General features: G+C 36.0%; 13 protein-coding genes. 3 read left to right on the top strand and 10 right to left on the bottom strand.

Going from position 1 to position 25820, the window contains the following annotated elements:
• The first annotated feature begins 35 nt into the window (after positions 1–35).
• A complete protein-coding gene (locus TERY_RS21580) occupies positions 36–2132 on the top strand; it encodes a protein kinase domain-containing protein (RefSeq protein WP_011613777.1) in 2097 nt (698 codons plus the stop codon).
• Positions 2133–2413: 281 nt separating this feature from the next.
• Here TERY_RS21580 and TERY_RS21575 read toward each other — a convergent pair whose 3' ends face one another.
• The 5 genes from TERY_RS21575 to ribBA form a co-directional block, all read right to left on the bottom strand.
• Complete coding sequence (locus TERY_RS21575; protein ID WP_044136992.1) at positions 2414–4162, bottom strand: iron uptake porin; 1749 nt, start codon at positions 4160–4162, stop codon at positions 2414–2416.
• 918 nt (positions 4163–5080) lie between these two features.
• Positions 5081–6799 carry an iron uptake porin gene (locus TERY_RS21570; RefSeq protein WP_011613775.1) on the bottom strand — a complete coding sequence of 573 codons (1719 nt, stop codon included), beginning with the start codon at positions 6797–6799 and terminating at the stop codon, positions 5081–5083.
• Positions 6800–7546: 747 nt separating this feature from the next.
• Positions 7547–9754 (bottom strand): alkaline phosphatase PhoX, encoded by a 2208-nt coding sequence (locus TERY_RS21565; protein WP_011613774.1) that lies wholly within the window; start codon positions 9752–9754, stop codon positions 7547–7549.
• A gap of 419 nt (positions 9755–10173) precedes the next feature.
• The gene (locus tag TERY_RS21560) at positions 10174–10428 is read right to left on the bottom strand and encodes a TIGR03643 family protein (RefSeq protein WP_011613773.1); all 255 of its coding nucleotides are present in this window, start codon (positions 10426–10428) and stop codon (positions 10174–10176) included.
• Positions 10429–10954: 526 nt separating this feature from the next.
• Positions 10955–12667 (bottom strand): bifunctional 3,4-dihydroxy-2-butanone-4-phosphate synthase/GTP cyclohydrolase II, encoded by a 1713-nt coding sequence (ribBA, locus tag TERY_RS21555; protein ID WP_011613772.1) that lies wholly within the window; start codon positions 12665–12667, stop codon positions 10955–10957.
• Between the two features lie 890 nt (positions 12668–13557).
• Between ribBA and bluB the strand changes: the two genes are divergently transcribed.
• A complete protein-coding gene (bluB, locus tag TERY_RS21550) occupies positions 13558–14202 on the top strand; it encodes a 5,6-dimethylbenzimidazole synthase (protein WP_044137913.1) in 645 nt (214 codons plus the stop codon).
• 324 nt (positions 14203–14526) lie between these two features.
• On the opposite strand, the gene TERY_RS21545 is transcribed toward bluB, so the two are convergent.
• The gene (locus TERY_RS21545) at positions 14527–18270 is read right to left on the bottom strand and encodes a CHAT domain-containing protein (protein ID WP_011613770.1); all 3744 of its coding nucleotides are present in this window, start codon (positions 18268–18270) and stop codon (positions 14527–14529) included.
• Between the two features lie 599 nt (positions 18271–18869).
• On the opposite strand from TERY_RS21545, the gene TERY_RS21540 reads away from it, so the two are divergent.
• Positions 18870–19376 (top strand): heme-binding protein, encoded by a 507-nt coding sequence (locus TERY_RS21540; RefSeq protein WP_011613769.1) that lies wholly within the window; start codon positions 18870–18872, stop codon positions 19374–19376.
• Positions 19377–19790: 414 nt separating this feature from the next.
• Here the strand turns inward: TERY_RS21540 and TERY_RS21535 are convergent, their stop codons facing one another.
• The 4 genes from TERY_RS21535 to TERY_RS21520 form a co-directional block, all read right to left on the bottom strand.
• On the bottom strand, positions 19791–21083 hold the full coding sequence (locus TERY_RS21535; RefSeq protein ID WP_011613768.1) for a PQQ-dependent sugar dehydrogenase: 1293 nt from the start codon (positions 21081–21083) through the stop codon (positions 19791–19793).
• 619 nt (positions 21084–21702) lie between these two features.
• Positions 21703–22119 carry a secondary thiamine-phosphate synthase enzyme YjbQ gene (locus TERY_RS21530; RefSeq protein ID WP_011613767.1) on the bottom strand — a complete coding sequence of 139 codons (417 nt, stop codon included), beginning with the start codon at positions 22117–22119 and terminating at the stop codon, positions 21703–21705.
• A 314-nt stretch (positions 22120–22433) separates the two neighbouring features.
• Positions 22434–24086 (bottom strand): mechanosensitive ion channel domain-containing protein, encoded by a 1653-nt coding sequence (locus tag TERY_RS21525; protein ID WP_011613766.1) that lies wholly within the window; start codon positions 24084–24086, stop codon positions 22434–22436.
• Positions 24087–24330: 244 nt separating this feature from the next.
• Complete coding sequence (locus TERY_RS21520; protein WP_011613765.1) at positions 24331–25434, bottom strand: hypothetical protein; 1104 nt, start codon at positions 25432–25434, stop codon at positions 24331–24333.
• Positions 25435–25820: the final 386 nt, after the last annotated feature.

Raw genomic sequence — 25820 nt, 5'->3', positions numbered from 1 at the left:
AAGCAAAGCTATATAAATCTGGGTATCCGGCTTCTGTGAGTTACTGCCTTAATCCCAATTGCCCCGACCCCTCCGATCCACTTAATAGTGGTCAACGCATCTGTTGCCAATGTGGCTCACAACTGGTGCTGCAAAATCGGTATCGTATTATCAAGCCCCTTGGGGGTGGAGGTTTTGGTAAAACTTATCTTATAGAAGATCGAGGGGTACAAAAAGTTCTTAAGGTATTACTGAAAAATCATCCAAAAGCTATATCTCTGTTTCAACAGGAAGCACAGGTACTTATCAGTTTACGAAATCCAGGTATTCCTAAAATAGAGAAAGATGGTTATTTTACATTCAAAACAGCAGATAGTAAAGAGCCTTTACACTGCCTGGTAATGGAATTTATCCACGGCTCGAATTTGATGGATTGGATGAAGAGTCGACGCCATAAGTCCATCAATCAAACTCAAGCAATAGATTGGCTCACACAATTATCGGAAATATTGGACAAAGTTCATAATAAAAAGTATTTCCATCGAGATATTAAGCCTCAAAACATCATGCGCAAGCCAGATGGTCAATTGGTGTTGATAGATTTTGGCACAGTGAGAGAGGTATCTGAGACTTACTTGGTAAAAGTTGATCTTGGGCAAAATGTTACAGGAATTGTTTCTCCAGGTTATACAGCTCCAGAGCAAACGAATGGCAAAGCAGTACCTCAATCAGATTTTTTTGCTTTAGGACGTACTTTTGTATATTTATTAACAGGTAAATCCCCAACAAGTTTTCCCGAAAATCCACGCTCCGGAAAGCTACAATGGCAAAAATATGCCCCTGAAATATCAACAGAATTGAAAGATGTCATAGATTATTTAATGGCACCTTTTCCGGGTAATAGACCTCAAAAACCAAAAGTGATTTTGAAGTGTCTGGCAGAGATCAAAACAAAAAATAGCATAACTGATAATTCTCGGAGTTATACTGCTGGTCAACAAAGTTATGCAACTAGGGAAGATCCAAAAGTATTAACAGAAAGAACTAAAACTAAGCAAAAAGTCAAGACAAAATTCAAAACAAAAACAAAAACAAAAACAAAAACAACTACAAAAACATTTAGTAATAAGTCAATAATTAGATTAATAAATAACCTAGTCATAGGGTTAACAATGTTGCTATTGGGAGGGGCCACTTTTCAGTTTTATGGCTTTTGGCGCTACAACATATTTCCGACTAATCCGGTTTTTTTATTGCGAGGTTTGAAAAGTAGTCGATTTTTAGACAAAACCTTAGATAGTTATATTGGAGAAGTAAATGCGATCGCTCTGACACAAGATGGTCAAACTTTAGTCAGTAGTGGCTTAAATACCATCAAAATTTGGAACCTCAAGACTCGGCAACTAAAAAACAATATTAAAGATGCTCATGCAGATAAAATAACTACCCTGGCAATAAGTCCTAATGATGAAATATTAGTAAGTGGCAGTACAGACAAAACTATCAAAATATGGGATCTCAAAAATAGTAAACTCTTAAAGGATATCCTAGGTCATAATGGTCAACTGAATACAGTTGCCATTAGCCCAGATGGACAGACATTAGTAAGTGTTGGCAGTGATAAATTAATGAAGCTGTGGAACATTCAAACAGGTAGTCGAATACTTACTCGCTTACCAGATAAGGAATCTGAAGTAAATGCTCTAGCTTTTAGCCGAGATGGGGAAACTTTATTTACTGGTAGTAGTGACGGTACCATTAGATTGTGGGATCCAAGTACACTTACTCGCAGACAAACTTTACAAGGTCATACACAGGCAGTTAATGCGATCGCTATTAGTCCAGATAATCAAATCTTAGCTAGCGGGAGTAATGATGGTACCATTAAACTATGGGATTTTAATACAAGAAAAGAGAAAACTGTAATTAAAGCAAATGTAGGTAAAGTTAAAGCTCTTGTTTTCAGTCCTGATAGCCAAACGATAGCTTGTAGTGGTGACAAAATTACTATTTGGAATCTAATTACCAAAGAAAAAATACAGACATTTTTTGGTCATTCACAACAAATAAGTTCTCTTGCTATTACTCCCGATGGCAAAACCTTAATAAGTGGTAGTCTAGATCAAACTCTCAAAGTTTGGCGAATACCATAAACCTATTTCACTATTCCTGAAACCAATATATTCAGGTAAGATCAAAAATCGTGAAATCCCCAAAATTATCCTTTGTGGGATCAAATCATAAATATCATTTCAGTTATCATTTTAAAAAGACAAAAAAGAGGAAACCATACTTAAGTTTTATAAACAAATGATGTTACCAGACATAATCTAATACCTGATTTTATGCTGAAATTAATATATAAGAAAAAAGTAGGTATAGACTAAATTATATCCTTACCCTACTTTTATTTTTAGTTAATTAATCAACATTACTAGAACTTAAAGGTGGTTCTCAAACTACCTACCCAAAGAGTTTCATTATCCTCATCGTGATTGGGATTAGTAATCACAAACAAACCAGGTGTAATTGCTATAAAGTCATTAATCGCATAACGATAGAAAATTTCAACATGGACAGAAGTATCAGGGTCTTTCAAATTATCATCATTACCACCATCTGTAATAATTGGTGGTACACCAACAATAATTCCTCCTAAGCTACCGTCTTTAAATAAGTCAGGAAAAGCAATTGTAAGTGCGCCATTAATAATAGTGATGTCATCATCATCATCATTATTACCATCTTCAGGACGCGCCCAGGTAGTACCAAACCAACCCCCAATTTGGACATGATCGTTAAGCTTCCACTGAGCTTCAAGTCCAATATTATCAGCCGTAGTTCGTCTGCCATCAAAAGGGTCTCGTGCTCGGAAACTTCCTGTACTAGAGGTAACATTAACCTCATCCTTAATAAAATACTTACGAACATAGTTAACTGTAAAAGCTAGCTTGGAATTAGGTTCAAATGCAACTTGACCAAACGCACTATGTTCACCATTAAATAAACCATTTCCTTCTCGAGGATTTTCTGGCTCTCCAGCTAAATAACCAGCATTAATTTGCCATTGTTTAGCAGGTTTGTATTGAACAATTAGTCCTCCATCATCAGGTCCACGATAGGCAGTAGGGTTATATCGTCCAAATCTTGAAGTAGCGCCAGAACCACTACTTTCAAAGGGAGATAAGACAGTCTGAAAGTCATCGACTTCAACCCCTTGAGGGCCAATAATTACCTGTAATTGATCACCAACAGGAAACTGATAAAACAATTTATCAAGAACCACTGTATCGTCAGGGTCACTTTCATCTGTACCCAATCTGGTCATAAGAGTATTAGTTAAATCCCGGGCACTCCAGTTAGGAATATCTCTGGCCTGTAAACGAGCTCTGAGGCGGTCTTTACCCATAAAGCTAGTGTCAAAGTTCAAACGAACCCGATAACCTAATGCAGCTTCAGTTCTATCGTTTTCACTTTGTGGTTCACCACGAGCTTCTGCTCGTTCTCCCCAAGTATCAGTCACCCAAAATAGAACTTCACCATTGAGCTTAGTAGTTGTAGAGAATTGATTCGCTTCAAGTTCTGCTGTTCTAGCTTCAAGGGCATCAACACGACCACGCAACTCTGCTAATTCTACAGCAAACTCTTCTTGAAGTCGTTGTAAAACAGCCAAATCATCACGAGTTACTAAATCTGCAGTTGCAAGAGCAATTAACTCTGTAACTCTCTCTAAACAGGCATTTAAACCTGCTGCAAACTCATAACGAGTCATTGCCCGATTACCTTTATAAGTACCGTCTGGATAACCAGCAATACAACCGTAACGTTCTACTAGAGATTGCAAAGCTTGGAAAGCCCAATCAGTAGGTCGTACATCTGATAACTGAGATACAGATGTTACTTGTCCCATTGGGTCTGCTTGCTCTAATTCAGCTCCTGGAGTTTTGAGGGAAGGGTCTTGAAGTTTTTGCAACCGACTATCTCCTGATACTACGTCTTCTGAAGTAGTATTATTTTGTGGCTCTGCAGGTAACTGAGTAGTTGTATTGGTATTGATATTTTGAGCATTAGCCAGTTGTTCTACAGAAACCTGATTAGCTAAAGCCGAATTAGCTATTAATAATGCAGCTGCACTGAACGCACCTGGAGTTTGCTTAAGAACGTTCAGGATTATTTTAGTCATATTGATTTTTCCTCACACCTTTTAGTTAAACTAGGAAACTATTGTTCCGTTCCCAGAAATCTACAAAAATCAATAAAATTTTAAATTATCTGATTGATTGTCTATCTCTGTTCTTGCTTTAACCGGAACTGCATGGCAGCAGAAATCTTATAGGCTGCCTGACTGCCATTACTAGATTCAAGCTAGGGTTTGCACTCAGACAACAGTTAGAGCAAGTGAATAATAGTGCAACTATCCTCCAAAGTTTTGGTTAGATAATTTAGATATATTAGAATACAATTTTTATATGACACGTTAGCACCTCTTCTACCATAGTGCAAGTATCTTGAGGATTTTAATTTTTAATACAACTTGAGAGAACAATAAAAAATTCACCAGAATAATACTCCTTAGCTTTTATATTAGCTAATCAACACTGCTAGAGCCTAGCTAAGGGTTATTTATAGAAGCGTTCATTAGGAATTTATTGACTATACCAATTTCGATATTCTAAGTGCTAACATTTGTTAAAAATGTGTGGTTAAATTAAAGTTTGTATACTGGAGACTATCTCCTAATATTTACCAAAAAATTTTTAAAACTCTTTAACTTATATCTCCTTGTATGTAGGCGGAAATAAAATATCTTAATTGGCAATACCCAGGCGGTTGAGTTAGTTATCAGGAAGTCGGCCACAAGTTTGGTCTGATCCCAGCAACCCTAACTATTGTGTTTGTAAGATTCTAGCATGTAGCTAGCAGCAATAAAATTTTCAACTATCAACCTTCCAATTCTCTTTCGTACTAAAGGCAATATCCATTGGCATTTAACCGACACTCCTTTTCAGGAGAATGGGGGTATAAATACCAATGTTTTGATAATGAAGGAATTGTTGATGGTTGACTGCTATTTAATTTTCGATTCCTTTTTGCCAAAAATCTAGAATCTGAATTGAGTTCTTATTGTACCAACCCAGAGAGTTTCATTATCCTCAATGTGATTAGGGTTAGTAATCACAAATACACCAGGAGTAATGGCAATATTGTCATTCATTTGGAAGCGATAAAGTACCTCAACGTGAATAGAAGTATCATCGTCTTTCAGAGAATCATCATCACCACCATCAGTAATAATTGGTGGTACACCAATGATAATACCTCCTAAGCTACCTTCTTTGAGTAGGTCTGGGAAAGCTAAAGTCAAAGCACCATTAACAATAGTGATATCATCTGTATCATTGTTATCTTCAGGACGGGCAAAAGAGGCACCAAACCAACCACCTATTTGGAAACCTTCAGTAATTAACCACTGGGCTTCAAAGTTGATATTATCTGCACTAGTCCGTATACCCTTAAAAGGATCTTTGGCTTTAAAGCTACCTGTACTTCCAGTTAAGTTCACATCTCCTTTAGGATGGAAGCCACGCACATAACCTGCTTGAAAAACTATCCTATCATTTGGCTCAAAGGTAACTTGGCCAAATCCACTGAAGCCACCATTAAAAATACCTTTACCTTCTTGAGGGTCTTCTGGATCTGGTGCAGCATAACCAACTGTCAACTTAATTGCGTCGTTGAAGGCATAAGCAAATTTAACACCAGCATCAGCTGGAGCACGATAAAAAGTAGGGTTAAATCGCCCAAATCTTGAAATAGAACCAGAACCACTACTATCTAAAGGTGTAATGGGTCCCATGAAGTCGTCCAGACCATAACCATTAGCTGCTAGTTCTATTTGACCTCTACCATTTAGTAAAGGAAAACGATAGGCCAATTTATTGAGAACAAAATCGTCATCAAAATCATCGTCAGTACCTAGACGAGTCATCATAGTGTTCGTCAAATCTCGACTGTCGTATTTTGGAACGTTACGAGCTTGTAAACGAGTTCTCAAGCGGTCTTTCCCAGTAAAACTACTATCAAAGATTAAACGAACTCGATAAGCAAAGGTTGTCTCAGTTTTGTCCTCCTCACTCTTTTTTGTCCCACGACCGGCGGCTCTTTCTCCCCAGGTATCACTTAACCAGAACAATACCTCACCGTTTAATTTTGTTGTAGTAGAGAATTGATTGGCCTCTAATTCTGATGTTCTGGCCTCCAAAGAATCAACTCGTCCCCGCAAAGCAGCTAGTTCTGCGCTGAACTCTTCTTGTAGTCTTTGTAAAACTGCCAAGTCTTCTCTAGTTACTAGGTCTGAAGTTGCAGCAGCAATTAATTCTGTGACTCTATCCAAGCAGGCATTTAAACCGGCTGCAAACTCAAAGCGAGTCATCGCTCGATTTCCTTTATAAGTACCGTCAGGATAACCTGCTATACAACCATAACGCTCTACCAAGGATTGTAGAGCTTGGAAAGCCCAGTCAGTAGGTCGTACATCTGATAACTGAGTTACAGATGTTACCTGGTCCATGTACTCGCCATTTTCTAAGTCTGAAACCCCTACTGGTGTAAGTGAAGGGTCATCCATTGGCATTAACCGAGTATCAAAATTTTGAGCAATTTCAATGCTGCCTTGGGTTAAGTTCTGATTTACAGGACTTTCATCAGTTCCTAAATTTTGTAGAGGAGTCTCAGCAGCGATTGCTGAGCCTGCCATCAATAATGCTATACTAAAAACACTAGGACTGTGCTTAAAAGTATTCCATATAAGTTTTATCATATTTTTACCAATCCTCACACCGATTTAGCATCACTCAGGTAGTAACTAACTAGAATTTGGTTAACATAATCTTAGTAACACTTTCTTTCTTGTCACCTTATTCATTCATTTGGGTTACGACTTTAGATTGATCGTTTAACCTTATGATGCAATATAGGTGCCTGAATAAATCTAGACTTAAATTAGTCTACTTTTGAGGAATAATTAAGACTACATTTACTTCTTTGCTCTACAAAAAAATACAAACAGATCTGGGATTTATTTGAAATATTTTTTTTGAGCTTCTAAGTTTTAAGTTACTTATTGCCAAAGTAGTTTAAAAGTCTTAGAGAATGGTTCAATGGTTAAGCTATGCTGTAATTTGAATTTCCCCCAAATGAAAGTCAAAAGTTAGAATTTCAGATGCCAACATATCTATCATTGTTCCCTTCTCTCTATCATAGTTTTGTTAATTTGTCTATATACTATATTTCTTAATGATGAGTTTAGGATTTCATCTTAGAAATTAGATTTTACCTGATTAGAAAAAGTTGTACTCTCGTGCAAAATTTTACACCTAATCTGATAATTTGCAACCTAAATTTTCATAATTTTTTCGGAAAAAAAATCCAAAAACGAATATAGGATAAGGATATTAGAAAAAAATGGTAGTTGAATATGAAATTCAAATAAATTAGCAAATTAGAAAATAACTTTATCTAACCACCAAATTTTTACTACTTAATTGTTTTTCAGTTTTTTATTTTTTCATGTAATCCTTGTTGAATCTAAGCGACGAATAGCAACTACTGAAGGTTTCGGAGGGTGGTTAATTTTTTTTTCAGGCCAGTTAGAACCCATGGGGACTATACGATTTTGCATAAAATCTGAACCATCTATGGTTTTCATGGCCAACCGACGAGTTTCTGAGGCCATGTTTTGACGGATGCCGTTATATTCTCCTGGATGTTGAATGGCCAAAAATAAAGTTTCTCCATCTTTGGTAAAGAAAGGCCCAGAAGTTTCTGATTCTGTTGGTCCAATGCCAAATAAGTATGCTTGACCAGCATTAGAGCCAGAGGTGGGAATATACCAGATTGAATTATTACCGAATAAACCACAAAGACTTGCCTGGTTAATTGGTTTGCCATCTTTGTCTATTCGATTCTCAGGCACTATTTGATTATGCTTATTGGTACTAATATCTGTGACCATCCAGAGATTACCCTGATCGTCAAACTCTAGGTTGTCAGGATTAGAAAATCCTAGTCCACCAAATGTTGGTTCTCCTCCTGTGGCAAACATTTGCCAACGAAATGTCATAGCATCTGGGCGATCGCTATCTTCAACTAAACGCATAATCCAGCCATATTCATAAGCTTCACCATCTGGACCTTTAAAGATACGTTGATCTGGACTACCATCAGAACTACTAGGATATCCAGAAGTAAAAGCAATAAATAGACTGCCGTCTTTGGCCACTATAGTATCTTCGGGACGGGCAGTACAAGTAACCCCAGCAGCATTCCCAGCTAAATGGGCATCTATCAGAATTGCTCCTTGTTTTGCTTCGGGGTCTCCTTGGTATAAGTCCCCCAAAGTTTGATATTTTTGTTTAAAAGCTTCTATATCTCTATCTTTTGTTACTTTGAAGCTACCACCATCAGGTCTTTGGGGTAGATTAATCATATTGTTCACATGGACACTTGGTAAATCTGGATTAACGGGGGTATCCTCTTTTAAGGGAATCCAACTACCTGTACCGTTAGAATTAAATTTTGCACCATATAACATTCCATTTGTCAATAGTTGGGAGTTGGATTTGTCTGTGGGGTCTTTGACAATGTCTTTACTGACAAATTTATAGAGATGACCGCTACGGCGATCGCATCCTGAATAAAAAGCTAAAGGTTGGTTTGCTTGTGCCCTAATACCGACTGCTTCATGACGATAACGGCCCAACCAAGTATGTTTTGTCCCATAATCATCGGGTAAGGCTGGATCTACTTCTACCATCCAACCATATTTATTACCAGCTAAACCAAAGGCACTGCCCAGACCAACTACTCCTTGTTCACCAATAAAGAGAGACTTGTCTTGGGTAGGGTCAATAGAAGTACCATCAGAATAAACTGCTTCAATTACATACTTTTGAAAATTTTCTTCGGCACTAAAGACTGTTCCCCAAGGTGTAGTACCACCTGCACAGTTGGCAAAACTACCAATGATGCGATCGCCTAATTTATCATCATAACCTTTGCCTTTTTTCTTAAATACTGCTACTGCTGGGCCTGTTGATTTTAAATAGTGTCCATCTTCTAATCCTGAAATACCTGTTATTCGGCGGTCAAATTTTGAGTTTGTTCTTACCCATTGGCCATCAGGTTGGCGACGAATGGAAATAACGCCTATTCCCATATCGATCATTGCTTCCTTAGCAATTGTAGTTATTTGTTTTTTTAGAGGGCTTTTATTTAGTAATTCTTGAGAGTTAATATTGGATTTTACTGCTTCCTGAAATTCTGATGCTATCTCTAAAAATGGCAAAGATTTACCAATAATTTTTTGATAACTTGTTACCCAAGGTAAGGGGCTAATATATTCAAAATTTATGGTTAATAACCCTTCGTTTTCTCCTGTTTCAATATAGGAGAGATAATCATTATTGTAGCCAAAACGAGAATCACCGATTTTGTCTCCCCAAGAAGCTATAATGTCGTAGGTAAAGCCTTTTGGAATGACTAAATCATCTACTACTTCGTATGTAGTATAGTCATCTATTTTGAATTCTTGATTACTGGTTACTAGAGGTATTGGGCTTTGAGGTGGTTGGAAGTTAATATTGTTAGTTGAACTGTTGTTAATTGGATATTTTTTAGCTAGCTTGGCTGAAGGTTCTTGCTGAGAAGAACTCAGGACAATTTTTCCGGCACCTGCTCCAAGGAAGATAAGAAATTCTCTACGTTTAATGTTCATAGACAAAGAAATAAGTTTGACTATTTTTCATGTAGAATTGAAAGTATAGTAATTTTAAAGTATTTGTGCTTTTTTCCTGCAAAAATTATTCTTTAAATTAATTTCTTGTGTGATATTGGAGTTGTTGGAGATGGGGATATAGCCCCAAAAATGGCTAAAACCCAAAACAAGTTCAGGTTTAAGTGTGCTTTTGAGTATTAAAATAATTAAAGGCTTATATTAGTATACTTTTGAGAATTTTCAATTTTCCAACGTCGCACAATTCTATTATTGACAGCTTAGATATAATATATAAATTTCTTAAATGATATTAGAGAAAGTATCATAATTCAATTAAGGTCGAGGAGCCTTCTGAGGACCTTACTTTCTCCAAAGTGTAAGTATTTAACTGGACATGATATAAGAGGATAAGAGTATAGTTAACTTTTTTGGTTCTTTGACTTGAAACGTCCTAGCTCAAAGGCTCTTTTGTGGGTGTGCTTCGTTTTGCGCCCAGTGACTCGCTTGCGCCACATCTTAAAGCTTGAGATACTCATAGAGCGTCGCATTAATACAATGACTTGTTTCTCCTCGAGACCAAACTGAGTTTTGATGGCCTCGAAGGGTGTTCGATCTTCCCAAGCCATTTCAACGATACGATCAATATTTTGGTTGTCTAAGTCAGGGATTTTCATTTGGGTTTAAAGAGGACTTGCTTTCATCATTTATCTCATAATATGACAAAATATTGATTTTTGTAAATATTTACTATGGTAGTTTTAAAACTATTCATTAGTTTTTTAGGCTCTACTTTGTTTGGCTCATATTATTTTCGGTTGAGTAGTTCTAATGAAAGGTTGTGGTAAAGCTTGAGGAATTATGGAAATAAAAGTCAAGAGTCAAAATTAAAAGGTCAGATTTGATCGGTTTAAAAGTTAAAAGTAATTTCTGATATCAGATCAAATCTGCTTAATTTGGTGAAATGGCCGAAAAAAGTTTCATCTTCAGCAAGGATGCAAATATTCCTAAATTCTCTTTTCTCCTAATTCCGGTTTTCTTAATATCATGTCCGGGTAATGACAAAAAACTAAGGACCGTAATGACCAATTCTATCCTGTTACCTCATGGTGAGCGCCTCCTGCTAAAAGACTCTAAAGTGTAAACGTTCAACCGGACATGATATTACCTGCTCAGTGTCGGGAAGATTATTTGCCCAAAATGCTAAATTTTTAAACTGTAAATTTTTTGTGTTTCTAAATGTTCCATAGCTGTGGATAATTCAGTAATTTCTAAGGTCTGACGTTCTAGTTTTATCTGTAAGGCGATCATAGGATCTAAACCAGAAGCAATGATAAATTCTAATTTTAACATATTCTGCCATTGGGCTATTTCTGTTAAGACTTTAGCGATCGCTACCAAATAAGGATTATTTGATTCTTGATACCATTTAGATGTAGTTAATGTTGCTTGTTCTAAACCAAAATTAACGATTAAAGGAGCTTGGGCAAAGACTGCAGTTGCTACTGGCCTTGTTTCTTCCTGCAACAGAAAATCATATTCTTTGATCAAACTGCGTAGTTTTTCTAAATATTGATACCGCTGTTGAGCTAAAGACTTCATATTTATATGATCAGAATTATCGAAAGTTTCTTCTTCGATTTTTTGATTATTCCAATTAATAGCAATTGTTACTAAATAACTCCGTAACAAAATATGACCTAATTTTTGAGCCTTAGTGGCTAGATAAGCAGAATTATAATCTGTCGTTTCAATTAACAAAGGTACTCGATCTACTATTTCAATACCATAACCATGTAAACCTGCTATTTTACGGGGGTTATTTGTAATTAAACGCATTTTATTGACCCCTAGATCATGTAATATTTGGGCTCCTACACCATAGTTGCGTAAATCTGCTGGAAAGCCTAGTCTTTCATTAGCTTCCACAGTATCTAATCCTATGTCTTGCAATGAATAGGCTTTAAGTTTATTAACTAACCCTATCCCTCTGCCCTCCTGTCGTAAATAAACAACGACTCCTGCACCTGCATGTTCAATCATTTTCATTGCTGCTTGTAATTGCATTCTACAGTCACAACGCAGAGAACCAAAAGCATCTCCAGTTAAGCACTCAGAGTGGACCCGCACCATTATATCTCTTTGGGAAAATTCTGCTGGGTTGCCTTTAACAATAGCTATATGTTCTAAATTATTTTGAGTATCGCGGTAAGCATAAATTTGGAAGTTACCGAATTGAGAGGGTAATTTAGCAACAGCTTCTCGGAAGACAAAGCGATCGTGTTTGATGCGATAACTGATGATGTCGGCAATACTAATGAGTTTGAGGTTATGAGTTTGGGCATATTCTACTAGTTGAGGTAATCTTGCCATGGAACCATCTGGGTTTTGAATTTCACAAATAACTCCGGCTGGATATAAACCTGATAGTCTAGCTAAGTCAATGGAAGCTTCTGTATGACCTGCTCTTTTTAAGACTCCTCCTTCTTTGGCTCGAATGGGGAATACATGACCGGGGCGACGTAAATCTTCTGGTTTGGTGTTAGAATTAATAACAGCTTGGATAGTTCGGGCTCGGTCTTCTGCTGAGATACCTGTGGAGACTCCCAATTCTGGGGAGGCATCAATACTAACGGTGAAAGCGGTTTGGTTACTGTCAGTATTGTTGGTAACCATCAGTGGAACTTCTAGTTGGTCGAGGCGATCGCCTGTCAATGCGAGACAAATTAGACCTCTGGCTTTTACTGCCATAAAGTTAATCATGTTTGGAGTAGCAAATTGAGCTGCACAAATAACATCTCCTTCGTTTTCTCGATGTTCGTCATCAACTACTACGACGCACTTACCTGCTTTAATGTCTGCTAGGGCAGTATCAATGGGGTCAAATTTAAATTTTTGGTTTTGTTGTTTGTTCACAGGTAGATTCCTAGATTTTGTGATTTTTGTTAAAATATGCTTAATGCTTAAGAATATACAAAGATTATAACCTTTGATGGGAGTTAACCCCCAAGGGTGAAGGTAAAGTATTATCTTTATACTAGTTTAATAAATGTTTGTTAAAGTTTCTTGAGTTGGAAGTCTACTTCTAGTTATGATGGTGGAGGGGAAGTGGACGAGTGGGTCGGAAGGTTGTATGGAAGCTCTGTAGAAGATTTATAAAGTTAATGCTTTTTTGTGCTAATGAGCAAATTAGTACAAAAGTTTTTCGGCCAGTATTTATTTCTGAATAATTGAAGTTTCACTTAGGTTAAGTATCTTTTTTTATTTTTGAGATTATATCATGTCTGGTTAAATATTTACACTTGGGAGGATTTTGGTTTTCAGCAGGAACTAGGAGGATAGAGTTGGCTCTTGGGGTCGTTAGTTTTTTGAGTAATGATTGTTTTGGGATGATGTCTATATTAGATTTAGGTTTAAAGTAAGTTTTGAAGGTTTCAAGTCTTTGAATTTACGGTAATTGAAAAAAGTTATTTCAGGTTTAACAGGTTGAAATTATTTGTATTTTTTTTGCATAGACGGCATTGTTACCCCCCTTAGCGCCACTAGGGGAAAGTTAAAATTAAAAGTTATTGATTAAGATTTTATTGGTTCAAAGTGTTGAGATTATGGTGATTTAATGAATTATTTTTATATCTTAACATTTTAACATTATTTGTGACATATTTAAGCTAGATTTGTACAATAATAATGACTAAGTTAGAGTATAATATAAACAATTAAAGATCTGATTTACAAAAACTTTAATTTATATTAGTTGATTCAGTTTTATGTTAAAAAATTTGTCAAATAAAACGGAGAAAAATGATATGAAAGGTCGAGCTTTTACTGAACAAGAAAGTCAAGTACTTGCAGATATTATTATAAATCGCCGCACAGAGTTTGGGAAAAATTTTATTAGTAAAGAAATTCCTGATTCAATAGTTGAACGGTTGTTATCTGCTGCTTTACACGCTCCTTCTGTAGGTTTTTCTCAACCCTGGGAATTTATAATTATTCGTGATCCATTAATTAAGGCTAAGGTTAAAGATTCTTTTATTAAGGAGAATGAAAAGGCTAAAAAAATATTTAAAGATAGACCTTTCTATAATCAGCTTCAGTTGGAAGGAATTACTGCGGCTCCTGTTAATATTGCTGTTTTCTATAAACCTTCACCTAATTCTGTTGTTGGTCAAACTAGTCAAGAGAAGTTTGGACCCTACAGTGTTTGTCTGGCAATTCAAAATTTGTGGTTGATGGCTAGGGCGGAGAATTTAGGTTTGGGTTGGGTGAGTATTTTAGATGAAAAAGAGGTGAAAATGATTCTGAATGCTCCTCTGGAAAATGAGTTAATAGCTTATTTATGTATAGGCTATGTTACAGAGTTTACAGAGCGTCCTTTACTGGAAATTACTAACTGGGAAAAGCGTAAACTCAAGGAGTCGATTATTTATTATGATGGTTATCAGAACTAAAAATAATTGATTTAATGAGTAGCTAAGTATAAGTAAGGGTTAAAGTCAAAATAATTGGAAAAAATCTACAACTAATTTATCAACAGGTTTTTACCTTTTTTGATTTTTTATTCTTTAGGGAGGTTCCATGGAGGGTCAGTTTAAGGTTTTGGTTATGGCGATGTTGTTGATCAATTTGAAAAGGCTGTAATTATACTAGGGGTGTAGAGATAGTTACGGTCTTTTGTAGCTATGTCAAATAATTTCCTGAAGTGACTTTTCTCTCAAAGTTTTTAATTTTTCAAGTCTAATTTTTTAGTTTTTACTTTTTACTTTTTACTTAATTTATTCTCCTTTTCCGACAACACAAAAACCAGCCCAAAAATAAGGTGAGTTATATGGTTTACAATTGGCTCCTTCTAGATTTTCCATTTTAGTAAATGTTTTTTCTAATTCTTCTTGCCAATGAATTTTTATTTTTAGAGGGGACTTTCTGACCCACTCTTTTAATTCTTGCACCTTTATATCTCTTAACCAGTTTTGGGCTGTTTTTAAGGCTATTATTATATTATCATATTTTTTTAATTCTTGATATAATCTTAACATTAATAACGCTGTTGCATCAACTCTCACACTCCAAAGACTGGCAATAATATTTGTACTTCCTGCTAGGAGAAAACCGCTGGGTAAACCTACATATTCTTGATTGAAGATATCTGTTAATCCTGTTTCGCAAGCGGCTAGGGTTACTAGGCGACATTTGCTTAAATTTAGGTTTTGAATAATATCTCCTAATGTGAGTTTTTCATCGGCTAATATTAATCCTGAATCTAGGGGATAAGTAGGGTTAAATACTCCATGACAGAAGAATAATATGGAGTTAGCAAGGGATAATTTGGGATGGTTAATTAATGCTGATTTTGTGGCTTGATTTTCTTGGATTATTTCCACATTATTAAATTGTTTTTTGATTATTGAAATAATGCCTAAGTGGGGTGAATTTTCGGTGTCGTTGAGGTTTTGAATGGCAAATAAACTCTGAAATTCTTGGTTTTTTCGTTCTCTAACTTTTTGCAATATTTGGCAGCTTGGAGCATAGCTTACTCCCTGGTTAAAATAATCCTGGAGATATTTTTTTTCTGGGTTTTCTTGACTATTTTCTGGGTTATTAATGGGTAAGATATGAAGGGGGAGAAAATGTAGGAAGGAATGGGGAATTAAGGTGAGTCTTTGACATTCACTTTCGAGGATGGGTTGGAGTATTTCTTTTATATGTAAAATTTCTCCTAGTTTTTCTAGGCGAGTTGTTATTTTTGTCTCCCATTCTTGTTGTAATTTTTTGGCTTTTTCCTGATTTTCTAGCTCTGCTTCCTGAAGTTCATAATATTTTTCTAGATATTCTTTTACCCACTCCTCTAAATTTTTACTGTCGTCTTCGGTAGACTGCCACATAAATAATTCTGATGTTGCTGTTGAGGTTGGGGGAACTAGGATAAATGCTAGGAATTTTTCTCCCATAATATACCACTCAATAATTGCTGTCTGCTGTTCTGTGGCAAGTTGCTGAATTTCTCTAAAAGCTATTGGTTGCACTTCCTGGGTCAGGCGGAAGGTGGGGTCGTATTCCTGAATTTGATTGAATGTTTTTTCTAACTGCTGTCTGAGTTTCTGTAATTCTTCGTTTAGCTGTTTCTCAGATTTTTCTAATGATGTTTTTTCCTCTGTGTTTTGCTGTGATAGTTGTTTTCTGACTTTCTCTAGTTCTCCTTTGTTGACGCGAATTTCTTTTTGTTGTTGTTGAAGTTGTTGGGTTATTTCTGGGGGTACATTATCTTGAGGAACTAAGTCGCGGTTGGTGAGGAGTTGGACTAGGTTTCGGGCTTGACTGCGCTCGGCTATTTCTAGTGCTTGTTCTAACTTTTTTAGGTGTATGTATGCTTGGATGGCTTTGTTATAGATATTGATGTTTTCTTTGAGTATTTCCTGGCGGCGATCGTCGGTGGTTGCCCAACTGCGGCTGAGTTCCACTGCGGTTATGGCTTTTTTATAGTTGTCGGCGGCGAGTTGCCAGTTTTGGTTGTCGAAATATAGGTTGCCTAGGTTGCGGGTGGTTCCGAGATGTTTGATGGGGTCTGCTTCTAGGGTGTACACCAGCAAAGCTTGTTCGTATGCAGCAATGGCGGCTTCAATATTTTCGGCTTTGTCTCCCCTTATTCTGTCACTGTAGGCATTGCCGAGATTATTTTGAGTTCCTGCCCAGTCCATGGGGAAGTCAGTTTGGGTGCGCACCAGCAAAGCTTGTTGGTATGCAGCAATGGCAGCTTCAATATTTTCCGCTTTGTCTCCCCTTATTCTGTCACTGTAGGCATTGCCGAGATTATTTTGAGTCATTGCCCAGTCCATGGGGAAGTCAGTTTGGGTGCGCACCAGCAAAGCTTGTTGGTATGCAGCAATGGCGGCTTCAATATTTTCGGCTTTGTCTCCCCTTATTCTGTCACTGTAGGCATTGCCGAGATTATTTTGAGTTCTTGCCCAGTCCATGGGGAAGTCAGTTTGGGTGCGCACCAGCAAAGCTTGTTCGTATGCAGCAATGGCAGCTTCAATATTTTCGGCTTTGTCTCCCCTTATTCTGTCTCTGTAGGCAGCGCCGAGATTATTTTGAATTGTTGCCCAGTTGATGGGGAAGTCTGTTTGGGTGCGCACCAGCAAAGCTTGTTGGTATGCAGCAATGGCAGCTTCAATATTTTCGGCTTTGTCTCCCCTTATTCTGTCACTGTAGGCAATGCCGAGATTATTTTGAGTTCTTGCCCAGTTGATGGGGAAGTCTGTTTGGGTGTACACCAGCAAAGCTTGTTGGCATGCAGCAATGGCGGCTTCAATATTTTCGGCTTTGTCTCCCCTTATTCTGTCTCTGTAGGCAGCGCCGAGATTATTTTGAGTTGCTGCCCAGTTGATGGGGAAGTCAGTTTGGGTGCGCACCAGCAAAGCTTGTTGGCATGCAGCAATGGCAGCTTCAATATTTTCGGCTTTGTCTCCCCTTATTCTGTTACTGTAGGCAATGCCGAGATTATTTTGAGTTCTTGCCCATTCCATGGGGAAGTCAGTTTGGGTGTACACCAGCAAAGCTTGTTGGAATGCAGCAATGGCAGCTTCAATATTTTCGGCTTTGTCTCCCCTTATTCTGTTACTGTAGGCAATGCCGAGATTATTTTGAGTTCTTGCCCAGTCCATGGGGAAGTCAGTTTGGGTGTACACCAGCAAAGCTTGTTCGTATGCAGCAATGGCAGCTTCAATATTTTCGGCTTTGTTTCCCCTTATTCTGTCACTGTAGGCATTGCCGAGATTATTTTGAGTCATTGCCCAGTCCATGGGGAAGTCAGTTTGGGTGTACACCAGCAAAGCTTGTTGGTATGCAGCAATGGCAGCTTCAATATTTTCGGCTTTGTCTCCCCTTATTCTGTCACTGTAGGCAGCGCCGAGATTATTTTGAGTCATTGCCCAAATTTCCCGGTGACTCTTATATGTAAAAACTTTTAGCACTACTTCATAACCTGCAATGCTAATTTCCATGTTGTTTGCTTTGCTGCCCAGAGGAAATTGCTTAATGTAGACACTGAAATAAATAATATCTATAGCAATGCTTTTTGCTACACCCGCCTCCACTTCAGAAAATTTAGCAGTTGCCCAGTTTCGCAATATATCAGCAAAGTTATCATCAAGTTTATCTAAGTTTTCTTGTAGGAGTGGGTAGACAACTTTCGGGTCACCTTTGCTTTCTGCAGTTGCCAGCAACACCTCCCTCCAGAAATTCAAATATTCTGCCGATGAGTAATGAGTTGAGGGAGAAAATTCTGAAGTTTCTAGTAACTCTACAAGCTGACTCCTGAGATGACGTAAAAAATTAGCAGCGTTTTGAGCATTTTCGTCATCGTTTTCTGCCAGTTGTTGTGCGTAAAGTTCCATTATTTCCAGTAACCCTTCATCTACCAAGTCTAGGTTTGTTTCGAGGATTTTTGCTTTCTCACCGCTGGGGGAAGTTAGCAGTTGGTTAACGAGGTTGGTGTATGCTTCTATGCGTTTGTTGTCCACTTTTAGTTATTAGTTGGTTGATATCTTTTGTTAGGTATTAGGTTTTAGGTAGCAGGTTTTAGATGTTAGATTTTAGGTAGCAGGTTTTAGGTTATACATAGTCTACATGGTCTAATTTTTTGGATAATCACACTACATAATACCATAACAGCCAAACATCATTTTACCCAAACCAGCCGTATCTTTTTTTCTGGCTAGATAAAAAACTGACAGCAAAAATTAATAGCCTCTTCCGATAACCTGAGCATTAGAAATAATGTAGGAACGCCGCATACAACTTTCCTACTCTCAATATCTTCTTAAGACATTAATCTAAGTATGCAATTAATAGCTAAATAAATTATTTATTTTGGCTCATCAAAAACCTCAAAATATGCCAATTGAAAACCACAATTATCCTTGCCAAATTTTCAGTAAACTTATCATTATCCTTTATCCTTTATTCTGCTTAGGCTTACCCTTTTATCCACATATTTATTATCATATAATGACTCAGAGTATTTGCTTTCGGAATGCCATGGAAACATGTTTAAGAGCATTCATGGCCATTTAGAGACCAAAACTCAAAATATCCCCTTAAATAAATCATACAAAAAATTATGTCTGTGTCCTTACCCCAAGGTTTTCCTCAACCCACCGAGGTAAACATCATCGAAGTTAAAGAATATCCCCAATACCGCGGCATTACCTATACCCATACAGGTGATTCCCGGATGGCAACTAGAGTCGCTTTTGACCCGCTATATCAACATATCAGCACTAATCAAATTGCGATGACAACACCTGTAGAAGCTCGTTATATTAAAGAAAATCAAAAAACAGAAGTATCCTTTCTTTATTCCACCCCAGAGCTAACCCCCCAAAAAATTGATTCTCAGGTGGCGGTGAGAGATACTTCACCAATGACAGTTGTGAGTATTGGGGTGCAAGGTGCTTACAGTTGGGAGAGCTACGAACAAAATTTGCAAAAGTTAAAACATTGGTTGACACAGCACCCAGAATATGAAGTTGTGAGCGCCCCGAGACGTTTGTTGTATAACTCGCCAATGACACCGGAAGACTTGAAACGGAGTGAAGTGCAAATTGCCATCAGCTTAAAGTCATAATTTAATATCCTCTTTTAGGTCAAGTAGGGTATATTCTAAACACTGCAAATTATTAAGTATATTAGGTACAGATAACGTCAGATCCGACTTAATATTTATAATTAAAATTTGTAGTCAGGCAAAAGTCCTAACAAGACTTACCAAAATATGACTATCTGTAGGGGGGAAGATCCGCGAGTACTCGGCAATATATTTGCGTAGCATTTCCGAGGAAAACACCCCTACTAGATATGGTGGAGTTATGAGTAACTTCCTGCCTTGATAGATATTTCCAGGGCTAAAGCTCCACTACAAACCAGACACTTTTGATCACTAATGTTCCCGAAATAATTAAAAGTATTCTGCATTCAAATTATTGAATTCCCTCATCTGGAAAGTCAGGAGCTTCCCTGTTGAATAGTGTGTAGCGCCATGTTATTTCCCCATAGGTTCTAGTCGAATTAATTGCCCGTTTCGGTCATCGGTGAGAACATACAACAGTCCATCAGGTCCCTGTCGGACATCCCGCACTCTCTGACCTATGGGAATAGAATTTTGAGCGATAACATTACCCCCAGGGTCAAGCTGAATGCGACGAATATCTTGGGAGACTAACCCACCTGCAAACAAATTGCCTCGCCACTGGGGAAAGCGATCGCCGTTATAAAAAGCCAAACCAGAGGGAGCTATAGAAGGAGTCCAGATCACTTTCGGGTCTACCAGACCAGGGCGAGATGTTTCTGGAGAGATGAGCCCTCCAGAATATTCACGACTGTGAGTAACTACAGGCCAACCATAGTTTTCTCCCCTCTCAATTAAATTCAGTTCATCACCACCCCTGGAACCATGTTCAGTAGCCCAGACTCTATTTTTTGTGGGGTCTAAGGTGATACCCTGAATATTCCGATGCCCATAACTCCAGAGAGCAGGTTTAGCATCTGTAGAGGTAGCAAAAGGGTTATTTGAAGGTATAGATCCATCGTCATTCAACCTGATCACTTTGCCAAAATGACTATTGCGGTTTTGAGCCTGTTGCCGAATAAATTCACCATTGAACTCAATAGGTGGGTTGCCGCCATCACCAATACTTGCTACTAGAGTTCCATCAGGCAACCAAATAATGCGTGAACCAAAATGTTGTGCCCCTGGTTTCGTCTGGGAAACCTCAAAGATGACTTTTAGATCCCCCAAGGTATTATTCTCTAGTCGAGCGCGGGCGATGCGAGTGCGGTTGTTTGAGCGATCGCCGTGGGAATAGGTTAAATAAATAAAGCGGTTTTCGGCAAAACGCGGGTGAGCAGAGACATCGAGTAAACCACCTTGACCAAAAGCAAAGACTTGGGGAACACCTGAAATAGGAGTTGGCTCTAAAATTCCATCACGAAAAATTCGCAACCGCCCTGGTCTTTCAGTAATTAGTATTTTTCCATCTGGTAACCAGGCAATACTCCAGGGATGTTCTAGGTTTTTTACTAAAGTTATTTTTTGGTAGTCTGAAATAGAGGTCATGTTTTCAGCATCAGAGACCGATGAGTTTATCCTAGACTTGTTTTGAGTCTGAGTAGCAGTAGATGACTCAAGTTTAATTTCGGTCCTACAACTTACAATGCCTAAGAGAGCGATCGCTATTGCAGTGCGAAATAATATTGTACTTTTTTTTATGATCAAGCCATAGAAAATATCAAGTATTTTTTGTTCTGGTTGAGAAAAAAAATTGTATTGAAACATGGTTTATTATAGTCAATTTCATCTAGTTTAGTTATATTGAAAAGCTATTTAAGAAGTGCTACTAAAATTGAGAAGTAGTAAAAATTTAACCTCTTTCCCTGGGGAAAAGAATCTTGTTAATAAACCGTGGTTTATATGGAGTTTCTTGGGAATGTATATTTTCCATTTATGGTGTTGATTTAATTTGAAAAAAACTATATATAGGAATCAGAAAATTAGATAGGTTTTCCCCGACTTGTTCCCTAATTTTTATCCACAATAGAATAGAGATTAATAAGTTGCTCTCCTGATATTATTAAGGTTTAGAGAAAGTGTTTTTTTGATAATATTAAAAACAGTTTCTCTAGCTTTTATTACAAAGAATATTAATATAATAAAATCTAAAAATAGACGCTTTATTTAGAGGGAAAAACCTCTGGCTTCTAATATTTTTAACTGATTTTTTACCTTTTTTTTTGTGTAATACCAAAGAAACCAAACTTATTTTCAATTTCCGACCTAGGAATAAAATTTTTGAGAAATAGTATTATTTATCTGGTTATTGTTATCGCCTTCCCTGGTTAGTATTACTTGAGAAAAAATCCTATATATTGAATAAAATCGGTTAATTAATCAAAAATCACTCCCCACTAATATGAATTACTAAATCTCGCTGATGACCACGTTGGCGATGTTCCCAAACATAAATTCCTTGCCAAGTACCTAATACTAATTTGCCATTATTAATAGGAATTTGTTCAGAAGTATGAGTTAAAACACTACGAATATGAGCCGGCATATCATCAGGTCCTTCTGCACTATGAATATAATAATTGCCTTCTGGCACTAATTTAGAAATAAATTTTTCTAAGTCAAGTAATACATCTGGGTCTGCATTTTCTTGAATTATTAAACTGGCGGAAGTATGGCGTAAAAATAGATTGCATAAACCAGTTTTTACCCCTGACTTAAGTACAGCTTCCTTTACTTTAGAAGTAATTTTAGATAAAGATTTACCAGAAGTATTAACTTGCAGTAATTGTTGATAGTGAGTCATATTATTTTTGGTTAGTAGTATTCTAAAGGTTCAACCATCAGCTATCAGCTATTGCTTTTGAAGCTTGCTCAAAGCCTTATTAATTTAGCTAAATTTAAATGTTACAACAAAAGCCGCATCCTTTGACCTTAAAGGATATTTTTTAAATAAAAATATACTTAAGAATCAGGTTTTTTTACTAGGGACTCAGTTAATAGCTGAATACTTACATAATACCTAAAAATTTTTGCAGATAACTTTTACATATTGTTGCCTTGTTTAAATTAATGTAACTTTAATTAACTGTTTATACATTCTAGTAAGAAAATATAGTTTTATTCTATACCTTTTAAAAATATGGGAATAGGTTTACTATTATTCAGTTTGATATGGTTAACCACTCTAAGATCAATATTTTCTTCCTCAAAAGCTTCTTTAATCATCAAACCTACAATTTTTTGAATCATTAAATGTTTTCCTGGCTTAACTTTTGTCACTATTTCAGCTAATATTTGATGTTCAGAAAACTCTTCTATTCCTTCTATTATTGTTGGTTCAATTATATCTGTTGAATAATCTTCTAGGATTTTATTTCCTACTTTTTCTATAATTTTATGCACTTGACTTATCTTGACTTGATAAGGAATTTTGAGCATGACTACTGCATTACCAAAACTGGGATAATTAACTATATCTTTAACATCACGGTTATGGATAATATGATTTTTGTCTTCATAATTAATACGAGTTGTTCTTAATTCTATGCCCGTTACAACACCATATATACCATTTATCTCTACAAAATCTCCTACTAAGTAATAATTTTCAAACAAAATAAAGAAACCTGCAACTATATCTTCGACGAGACTTTGAGCTCCTATTCCAACTGCAAAACCTATGATTCCTACACCTGCTAAAATAGGAGTCGGGTCAATGCCAATAGTATAAAGAATTACTATGCCTGTACAAAAGTAAATCAGGTATTTAATACAACTTTTAAATAAAGGAAAAAATGTTTTTCTTCTCTGTTGAGATGAGTCATCTGCATCAGTTTGACTGAGGAGTATTTGTGCTAGTAAAAGTTGACCAATTTCTTGAAAAACACGACTCATAAATATAACCCCAATAACTCCTATAAATTTGGTGCCATAAGGAGCTAAATAAGCAATAAAATCAACTTGTTTAAATACTAAAGTAGCTGTAGCAGTATAGATTATATATTCAAAACATCGTTTGGCAAGAGGTATTAATTTTTTTAGGCGTTCGTAGAAACCAAAAATATTTTTTTTCTCGGAATATTTCTTGCTAAAAGCATCAAAAGTATAAATAATTGTAGCATTGGATTTAGTAAATATTAATCCTATAATAATAATTATGTAAATCTTTAAACCTATATACAAATAGTTAATAACTACTTTTGGTAAGAGCATTATTTGAGCTGATATTATCAAATATAACACCCAGATAAGATTATTAAAGTTGCTCTTTAAAAAATCAAATAATTTTTCGATACTGGTGTCACTTGCGTTGATAGATTCAATTTTTTTTATCCGCTCTTTTAACCCGGTTATAAATTTGTTTATGTATGGAATACTCCATTTAGTTATAATTAGTATGCCTAAGACTTTTAGGATTCTAATTCCTATGGCTATAAGATAATTCCAAGAAATATTTTTAATTAAAGAAGTTTGGTATTCGATTAAATTTTCTCTTTGATAAAAAAGCAGCCATCCATTAACTCCGACTACTAATAAGCATGAGATTAAGCAACTTATAGTTAAAAAAGTTAGAATATTTTTGTATATAATTTCAACGTTTTTTTTATTTGTTTTGATAGATGATACTTTGATTAATTGTTTATATGCTTTGCCGAAAAAAAATCTAATTACCAAAAAGATTAATATGATGGCTCCGACTTCAGCTACAGTTAAAATGATACTGTTTAGATCAATTTGAATTAAGTTATTCAGGTTAATTTCAGGTATCATAATTGTTTTCCTCCAATAGATTTTCAAGTAATATCAATTCCTCAAAATTTAAGTCATTAATTTATAATTAAGTAAGAATAATGTTTTTTGTTATTCTAGCTATTAAGGGTTAAGTTACTTATTCCTAAGAAACCTACTCCCTATCGACTTTGTACCTAAACCCCTATTCTCAAATTAAGAAGATATAACAGGAATTTTGAGGTTTAATATTAGAGGCCTAATATAATTAGATGGTTAAACTTAATTATTGTATATAATCTACAATAAATTTAGCGATCGCTTCGCTACCATTTTTATCTAATTTATCAGATTTACGGGGTGCTTGTAGGGGTTGTTTGAGAAATTCCCAATCATCATGAAAAAATTCTGTTGGAGGCAAAATTTGATGATAACTATAATCTTGAATTCCTTCTAATAACAATTTTGACTCGGCAAAACCTTCTCTCATTAATGACACAATAGGTATTTCTAAACGCAAGGCTTCAGCAAAAGTACTATATCCTGGTTTAGAAACTATTCTACCACAAATTGGCATCAAGTCTACAGGTCGAATATTTGGCAAGTTTATCTCTTTTTTTTGAGATTCTTTTCTCACATTTATAAGGTTAAGAATTTCAGGGGTATCATTATCAAATGTAAGAAATTGCCAGTCGGGAAAAGCACCAATATTTTCATAAGGAATCTTATCTAAACCTAAACCTCCAAAGGTCAGTAAAATAGTTTTTTCTTTCTCTGCATGAATATTAAATTTTGCTCTAATTTCTTCGGGTTGATAACGTGGAATTCCCCCAGTTAAACCGACATCAAAAATATTAGGAAAAGCACTCATAGATTCGTGCAATGGGAGTCGAAATAAACGGTTACACTGAGCAAAACATTCACTGATCCAATTAGCAATTTCTATGAACTCACCGCCCCAAGGACGATAAATAAAATCCCAACCAAAATTACTCAACATCCAACATGGAATATCTACACTTTTAGCAATTTTAGCTGCTATGGGCGGGATATCTGCTAATAATAAATTTACTTTATTTTGCTTGATAAAATTTACTTCTCCAGCAATAATTGAATATTCTTTCTTTTTAATTTCTTGCAATTTTTCTAGGGTAGTTTGTTTATCCATAGTTATACTATCTGATTGAATTACTCCTACGTCAAAACTACGGGGACGATAAATAAAATCACCATAAATATAAGATTCTAGTAACCAATAGGGAGCAGTTGTCACCATAATTAATAAAACGTCTGGACACATTTGTTGTACCAAATTCGCTACTGATGATACACGGACCGCATGACCAAAACCATGATTAGTAATGGCAATATATAAAGTTGGTCGAGACATTGATTTTTTTCTACTTATAAATGATTAGGTAGGACTAGGAACTCAAGATTTACTACCTAGGAGCCTATAAAAGCACTTTGAAAAACATGGTAATTTTCTTTGATTTCTCTCCAAAATTTTACCACTTTTTAGGATTATGCTTTAGGGCAATGGGCAATGGGCAAGAGTTTGATAATTTATTTCTAGTTTTTGAGTTTTTACAATTTTTGGCTACATATTAAATAATATTTTCTCGGGATAATTACTAAAAAAAAAGTTTTTGTTTGTAGTCGGCTAAAAGTCATAAGATAGGTATAGATATTTCATTTAATTATAACTATTTCATTTAATTATAACGATTTTTTTATAGTAGGGCTGAAAATATAACTAAGTATAAAGATTTGAGC

The organism is Trichodesmium erythraeum IMS101, from assembly GCF_000014265.1.
Classification (GTDB): Bacteria; Cyanobacteriota; Cyanobacteriia; order Cyanobacteriales; family Microcoleaceae; genus Trichodesmium; species Trichodesmium erythraeum.
The sequence above is the reverse complement of the archived record's forward strand: the minus strand, read 5'-3'. Positions and strand labels throughout refer to the sequence as shown.